The sequence below is a fragment of the Micromonospora sp. CV4 genome (assembly GCF_003667455.1).
Taxonomy (GTDB): Bacteria; Actinomycetota; Actinomycetes; order Mycobacteriales; family Micromonosporaceae; genus Micromonospora.
Genome location: NZ_RCVI01000059.1, coordinates 1 through 1,068 on the forward strand (window position 1 = coordinate 1; position 1,068 = coordinate 1,068).

A 1,068-nucleotide genomic window follows, 5' to 3' on the forward strand; every position below is an offset into this window, starting at 1 on the left:
GCTAACCCCCTCCCCCTGCCCCGTCCTCGGTGATCAAGAGGTTCGCGTCACCAGCCTCGGCGTGTCGTGACGCGAACCTCTTGATCACGTCAACGGGCCGCAGGGGTTGGGGCCGTGATCGCCCAGCGTTCGTGGTCGCGCCACGCGCCGTCGATGAACAGGTAGTCCGGGGAGAAGCCCTCCAGCCGGAAACCCAGCTTGCGGGCCACCCGCAGGGACGGCTCGTTGCCGGGTTGGATGTTCGCCTCCAGGCGGTGCAGCCCGAGCACCCCGAACGCGTGGTCGATGACCAGGGCGAGGCCCGCCGAGGCGTGCCCGGTGCCGCTATACGGCTGGAACGCCGCGTACCCGAGGTAGCCGCCGCGCAGCGCGCCCAGCACGATCCCGCTGATGGTCACGTAGCCGGCGATGTCGCCGCTGGCCCGGTCGCAGATCAGGTAGCCGGAGCTGTCGCGGCGGCGGATCCGGCTCAGGTACCGGTCGTACTCCTCCGGGCTGTCCGGCGCGGCCAGCCACGGGTGGTGCAGGTCCCGGCTGCGCCGCGCCGCCGCCACGAACTCGTCGCGGTCGGTGGGCCGGGGTCGGCGGATCGCGGCACGATCGCCGGTGCGCAGGTATCTCACGGCGGACCACTCTGACGGACCTGCCCGGGCGCTGTCCAACCGCAGACGCTGCGCCCGCGAGCCGCGTCGGTCAGCGCACCGTGGGATCGGTGCTCTCCCGGGGCAGCACGGTGTGCGGCGCGGTGACCACGGCGACCGCCGCGTCGGGCCGCTCGATCCGGGCGGCGAGCCGGGCCACGGCCTCCCGGGCGAGAAAGCCGGTGTCGACGGAGACGGTGCTCAGCGTCGGCCGGGAGTAGCGCCCCTCCTCGATGTCGCCGACGCCCATCACGGCGACGTCGGCGGGGACACGCAGCCCGGCGTCGAAGGCGGCGCGCATCGCGCCGATGGCGAGGGGGTCGGAGTGGCAGAAGATGGCGTCCGGACGGTCCGGGTGGGCGAGCAGGGCGCGGGCGGCACGGTAGCCGTCGGCCCGGCGGTGCCGCGACGCCGGGCCGACGGCTAC

At 74.3% G+C, this 1,068-nt stretch carries 2 protein-coding genes; both read right to left on the reverse strand.

Annotated elements, in window-relative coordinates; genetic code table 11:
• Window positions 1–89: 89 nt before the first annotated feature.
• Complete coding sequence (locus tag EAD98_RS00310; RefSeq protein WP_233583652.1) at window positions 90–623, reverse strand: GNAT family N-acetyltransferase; 534 nt, start codon at window positions 621–623, stop codon at window positions 90–92.
• A gap of 70 nt (window positions 624–693) precedes the next feature.
• The coding region (locus EAD98_RS00315) for a substrate-binding domain-containing protein (protein WP_147457296.1) at window positions 694–1,068 on the reverse strand (375 nt) is incomplete at its 5' end.